At 55.9% G+C, this 5,424-nt stretch carries 3 protein-coding genes; all 3 read right to left on the reverse strand.

The window, feature by feature from the left end; genetic code table 11:
- Positions 1 to 122: 122 nt before the first annotated feature.
- Positions 123 to 1,790 carry a DUF7017 domain-containing protein gene (locus tag AC2VLV_RS16600; protein WP_486991017.1) on the reverse strand — a complete coding sequence of 556 codons (1,668 nt, stop codon included), beginning with the start codon at positions 1,788 to 1,790 and terminating at the stop codon, positions 123 to 125.
- The gene (locus AC2VLV_RS16605) at positions 1,787 to 4,474 is read right to left on the reverse strand and encodes an NERD domain-containing protein (protein WP_486991018.1); all 2,688 of its coding nucleotides are present in this window, start codon (positions 4,472 to 4,474) and stop codon (positions 1,787 to 1,789) included. The genes AC2VLV_RS16600 and AC2VLV_RS16605 overlap by 4 nt, the downstream gene beginning before the upstream one ends.
- A 100-nt stretch (positions 4,475 to 4,574) precedes the next feature.
- On the reverse strand, positions 4,575 to 5,174 hold the full coding sequence (locus AC2VLV_RS16610; RefSeq protein ID WP_486991019.1) for a type IV toxin-antitoxin system AbiEi family antitoxin domain-containing protein: 600 nt from the start codon (positions 5,172 to 5,174) through the stop codon (positions 4,575 to 4,577).
- Positions 5,175 to 5,424: the final 250 nt, after the last annotated feature.

Raw genomic sequence — 5,424 nt, forward strand, 5'->3', positions numbered from 1 at the left:
TCTTCGCTGAATCGACTCGTCTTCATGTCCATCATTCTCCATCGTGATGGACTCCACGAACTTCACCGTGGTACGGCTGACGGGGAGCAGGTCAGCAGTACTGGGGGATCTTCGGAAAGCAGTCATCCAGGGCTAAGTGCCACGGCGCGCCATCCATATCGCTCTTCCTTAGGATGCTTGGCATAAACCAGTACTGCAGCTACGTCATTAACATCCGCTGGGATGTTTTCAACTAGATGCGGAGGAACAAAGCCATCGTCGACAAACGCGAATCCTTTGGCGTTCCGCCTCAGGTGACCATTCGCCACCCGCACATCGACATCTGGACGCGGGCCTGGGGCAACGGCGAAGATATCCGTTCGACCCGTCTTTTGGTTTTGTGTGGTTCGAAAAGAAACGCCTTGGCCTAACGATGGAGGTTGAGATCCGACCCAGGCACTGTCTTCGACCCCAACTTCGATGTCGCGATTAATGAAAATCTTCGTACGCTGTTCTTCTGATGCCACGCGGGAGACGACGCCAGATCCGGCATCTGTGCAGTCCCACTTTGATCCTTCCGGACGCGCTGCAATCTGGACTATATCCTCGCGATTGCTTTCCAACTGCTTGCCAACAACGAGAGTTACAGGGTCGCCAATCTTAAAGGAAGAGACACGCGCACCCCGTCCAACGATACTGACGGAGGCGCCGCCGTTCGCTCTCACAGAAAACCTCGGAAGTAGCCTTATCTTTCGACCAGGTGGTGCTTCCTTTTGCTGGTGTGGCACGATCACGCCAAGATAGGTCGCAGACCTCACTTCCACCGAATCGAAGCACAGCACCAACGCTTCCTGGGAGTGCCGAGCGTAGAAATCTTTCTGATTCTCTGCTTCTGGCGCTGATGGGTCATACCAACTGCTGCTGATCAACTGCTGCAGATCTTTGTCGATTCCCCAGCCTTGTTCCTGCCGAATGTTAATGGCCGTGACGAGCTCACTACTTGCTTGGGAGAAGTCTCCTCGCTCTGCCAACATCTGCGCCAGTTCACGATGAACATTGACGGTGAATTTTGGATCAGAGCCACATTCCAGTGCACGGCAGGCGCACACGAGCGCGAGCTCGGGTTGATCCTCAGCGTATAGGCGTGCAGCCTCTGCCCATACCCAGAACTCACTTCTCTTGGCCTTGATCACAGAGCCAAGAATGCTAGTGGCCTCGGCGTGTCGATGAATGCGTCTCAGCATAAAAACCTTGTCCCAATCCAGCCAAAGAGCATCATCACCCTCAGCCACAGGCCGAATTCGGTCTATCCACTCAAGCGCAAGATCGATGTCTACTGGCGTGGCATCGTGGAAGGCCTTAACCCATTTTGCCAATGCACGTGCGACGCCAAGTGCGATCGGTGGGTAGCGATTCTCATCGCGCTGGCTGTATTGCCAATCTTCCGCGCCTAAACCATCGTTGCCAACCCACCGAATGAACCCTGGAAAGGTTTGAAAATGCGGTGCAATTTTGCACACCTCTCGAATGATATTTGAGAGCGCATTGTCTGGGCGACGTTTCGGCTGTTTTGCGAATCGGCGAAGTTCCTTATGGATTTGGCTAATGGTCTGCACGGGGACAGGCTGCGAGGCCTTCAGCTTTGCGCCCACCGTGGAAACCAGCGTCTTGACGAGGCCATAGAAAGCCCAGTCAATCTGCGTCCTAAGTTTGAAGTCGTCAGGATCATTGGCAAGATCTTGCAGACCGAGGTCGATAGCCTCCTGGAAACGTCCCGATTTCCGGAGCGCTTGTACGTCCGCCCAGGTCATTGCAAAACTGACCTTATTGTTTCAACAGCTGTGGAGTTGCTGCACGTCAGCGGGCGCAAGCTAGAAACCAGCCCCTTCTTGTCGAAGTTAATCTCAAGACCGACTCGCTCATCTTGGTTGCGAGCAACGGTAGTTGCTAGACGGTAAGGCGTCTCGGCGGCGGACACGATCTTCCAGCCAATCCGGTCCAAGCGCGAACGAGCGGAGTGAAGCAACGCGTCAGCCTCTGGCGAGTACCCATTCGTCGCGACGCACGTGCTGGCTAAGTCGGTAAGTAAAGGCCACTGCGCCGGGTCCTTCATGTGCATGGCGGTGACGACGTTCTTTCCGTTGTAGGCGATCCGCAGCTGGCATTGTTCCTCTTGCGGTCCAGATAGATCGTACTGCTCCTGGTAAGGGTGACAGGCCGCCTTTACGACCCGCCAGCCCAACCGTTCTAATGCGTTGACGACACGGAGCCAAATTGCTACCGACTTGAGAACATCTTTCGATTGGTCTAGCCCCTCAGGCAGGCTGCGTTGCTGATCTCTCTCGGACGCGATTCCGTTGGGCTGAAATGCCCAGCCTGCACCTACTGCGATGTCCGTGGCCTCTTTGACAGCACCCGCATTCCAGACAGCAGCGTCAAATGGATGGATATCGCTGAAATTCAAAAGAACCAACTCACGTTCAGCGACAGTGAGCGCCGAGTACAGCCAGCGGAAGAATCCTTCCGAGTGCCGGCCGGCTGCATGATCGCAATTCACGTAACAGACTGGCTGCAACATGCCCTGAGCATGGTGAACAGTCGATGCATAGCCATAACGTGCATAGGTGAAATCTGGTGCGGGCGGTGGCGACGACCGGTCTTCCATTCCTTGGAGCGCGGCCTGTTTCCCGTCGAATGCCTTCTCTCGGTCACGCTTTATGGCATTTCTCCAGACGCTTTCAGCGACTGCAGTCTCTTTGTCCAACTCCGGCTTATCCGCCTTCAGAAACTCCTCGAACACCTCGAGCTCAACCTCATCTCGACTATGGATCCCACACCTGATGGAATGAAACTTAATAGGGCCGCTTTTTACCCAGCTTAAGCCTTGCTGGTACAGGGTACGCTTGCCGACACTCGCGACGGAGATGCGCCCACCGGATTGCATCGCCACGCGTGAGCCGAAAGCGTCGCGCGCATCTGGGCTGACGTATATCTCCAAGAGGTCCCCGACCTCCACGGTGTCCAAAGAGCTCTTTCCGTGCAAGCGCTCCCGAACCCATTGCGTCAATGCATTTGCTTGGCCATGCGTCTCGGCCAAATACCAGACGGAGCCTGGGTCTGCACGAAAGTGATCCAAAATCTCGCTCGCTGCGTCCTTCTTTTCGACAATCCTGAAACCGTCGTCAGCCGACAGTTCCAGCGCAGCGAACTTCTGCGTTCCGATGGCAGACACCAACTTGACCGCATTGGTCAGTTTGGCCGAGCCGCCAGTAGTATCGATGAGTTGAGTCAGCGCGAGTGACTGGTGCTTCAGTCCCCGTGCTTTCTGGAATTCACCAGAAAGCACCGATTCCTCGGAGCTGCCACGCTGGATCTGGTAGGGATCGCCAAAAAATACAACCTTGCGCTTCGTGTTTCCGATCTCGGCGAAATCGAAGAAATCCGATAGCAACTTGCCGCTGCCATATTGCTTGCCGTCGGGAGTCGAGAAGCGCGAATTCCCCAGCAAATGCGAGTCGTCCAGCAGGTAGACACTGTCCGTTGCGTCATCGCATCCGCGCAACGGAATGACCTTGACCTTTTTCTGCTCTGCTACATTTTCAATCTCATCATCGCCGTTGACACTGCCCGTGTAGAGATGAGCATAGATGCTGTTTGACTCCACCTCAGCTCCGTCGGCAAGGCGCCGGTTGGGCTCCAGCACGATGACCTGTTTACCCGCCTTCTTGACCTCCTCGGCCACCTCGGCCAGCAGGCGGCTTTTGCCAGTCGAGGTCATTCCCAGCACTGAAAAACTTACGAAGTCGTCCGCAGCGACAAAGTTGCACAGCGTCTGTAGAGCCTCTCGCTGATGTCCAGTCAGCGGTGTGCGGGCCTGCGGCAGATCGGGATGCGAATGAATATCGCGCACCTGTGGGCGACTGGAAGCCCATTCAATCGGCTGAACCCCGAGCCTGCGGACAATTTCCAATGCTTCGTCTTTGCCAATCCTTAGTTCGGGCGAGGAGAGGCCATCGAGCATGGCAGCGCAGCTGGTCAAATCCGTCGGGTAGAACCAGGATCGAACCTTAGATGGAAGCTCCAACTGATCTTCGATCCGGCCTGAAAATATTACGCCAGCAGAGATGTGGCCGAGATTGCGTCCGGACAGCAGTGCCTTTGATTGCAGCCAGTCCAGAACGGAGAACTTGTTGTCGCGTAGTTGCTGGTAGGGATTTGCCTTCCGTCCGCCTTTGACTATCACACCATCAGCTTGCCAGGGCCCGTTCTCGGTGCCAGTCAGCTTGCCGCCATAGCTTTTGAAGTCGGCCACGATGATTGCTGACGGTAGGATGCAGACCAAGTCGATTTCCGCGCCGTTCCACATCGCGTTTGCAATCGTAATAATCCAATCGGTGCTGTTTGCCCAACGCTCTTCGATTCGATCCAGAAAGACCTGGAGCATCTGGTTTTCGTGAGTGCGGCTGGCCTTCTCGCCGTAAACGAGGATGGTCATTGGCTACCTCCGTCGCAACAAGGGGCGGACGAAGCTTCTTGACTGCGGGCAGCCGGCATCCAGCAAGTGGTCGGCGGTCTGATCGCCGCATTGAATTGATTCACGACAGGCTTTCCATATAGGGGCGCATCACATTGGCCACGCGGCACAGGGTGGCATAGCGCCAGAGTTCGTCCATACTCAAGCGCTTGGCGCGCCAGGCCTCCTGCAGCGCCTCCAGTGCGACATCAAGGCCGATCTTCTTGCGGAACTTGAAGCAATCGGCCACCGTGCGAGCGACGTTGGTCACGCGCACCAGTACGCCATCGATGACACGTTCCTCGATCCCCTCTGTCAGTGCGGCACCAGAGAAACGCACGATGCGTAGTGGTGGGTAGTCCATCTTTGGCGAGCGGGCCTTGTTGGGAATGGCCAGCCAGACCTCGAACGGCGACTGCGTGGTGAGTTCATGTAGCCGAAGCGCTGACAGCAGGCAAATGATGGCTTGCGGGTGCTTGCGGGCTAACTCGGCTAGCGCACCGTGTTCCGAGACGGGTCGATCCGGAATCGCGTACAGACCAGGTCCTACCCGCTGCAGTAACCCTTGGCGCGCTAGCCGCGTCAGGGCGACAGTCGGCAGCCCACGCTCATTGAGATCGCGTGGGCGGATGAGGCCACGTTGGGCGGCGAGATCCAGAATAGTCCGGTGCGAGCTGTCCATGATGCAATGATGTTGCATTTTGTCGGTAGGGGTCAATAACTACCGACAAAATACAACGATTCTTGTTGCTTTTGCCCACCAATGCTGCAATCCAACCGCTTGATTCGTCCGCGCGTAACCCTTTGATCTGTATGGGCCTGCGTTGCGGCCTTTGCGTAAGCGTCCGCCGAACCCATCTTTTCAATGAGTCTGTGCTGAGTGAAGCTTGAGTTTTTTCGGAGGCTTCATGCGATCAGACAAACTCAGTGAA

Source organism: Thiomonas sp. TH-17 (assembly GCF_057473305.1).

Coding starts and splice junctions, on each gene's coding strand:
- AC2VLV_RS16610 (WP_486991019.1), bottom strand. CDS start 5,174: ATGGACAGCTCGCACCGGACTATTCTGGATCTCGCCGCCCAACGTGGC.
- AC2VLV_RS16605 (WP_486991018.1), bottom strand. CDS start 4,474: ATGACCATCCTCGTTTACGGCGAGAAGGCCAGCCGCACTCACGAAAAC.
- AC2VLV_RS16600 (WP_486991017.1), bottom strand. CDS start 1,790: ATGACCTGGGCGGACGTACAAGCGCTCCGGAAATCGGGACGTTTCCAG.